Origin of the sequence: Streptomyces naganishii JCM 4654, from assembly GCF_014650575.1 — a bacterium.
Taxonomy (GTDB): Bacteria; Actinomycetota; Actinomycetes; order Streptomycetales; family Streptomycetaceae; genus Streptomyces; species Streptomyces naganishii.
The window spans coordinates 1-506 of record NZ_BMVF01000076.1; the positions used below are offsets into that span (position 1 = coordinate 1).

Genomic DNA, 506 nt, shown 5'->3' on the forward strand with positions numbered 1-506 from the left:
CTGGCGCGGGAGCAGATCCGCGAGGGCGCGCACATGCTGGACCTGTGTGTGGACTACGTGGGCCGTGACGGTGTCGCCGACATGGAGGAGCTGGCCGGGCGTTTCGCCACCGCCTCCACGCTGCCGGTGGTGCTGGACTCCACCGAGGTCGACGTCATCCGGGCCGGGCTGGAGAAGCTCGGCGGCCGGGCGGTGATCAACTCCGTGAACTACGAGGACGGTGACGGGCCCGAGTCGCGGTTCGCGCGGGTGACGGCGCTGGCGCGGGAGCACGGGGCGGCGCTGATCGCGCTGACCATCGACGAGGAGGGGCAGGCCCGCACGGCGGACAAGAAGGTGGAGATCGCCGAGCGGCTGATCGCCGACCTGACGGGGAACTGGGGCATCCGTGAGGAGGACATCCTCGTCGACTGCCTGACGTTCACGATCTGCACCGGGCAGGAGGAGTCCCGCAAGGACGGCGTGGCCACCATCGAGGGGATCCGCGAGCTCAAGCGCCGCCACCC

At 70.8% G+C, this 506-nt stretch carries 1 protein-coding gene; it reads left to right on the forward strand.

Features of this window, described 5'->3' with window-relative positions:
- A partial coding sequence (locus tag IE217_RS34430) for a dihydropteroate synthase (protein WP_190181889.1) occupies nt 1–506 on the forward strand: 506 nt, incomplete at both ends.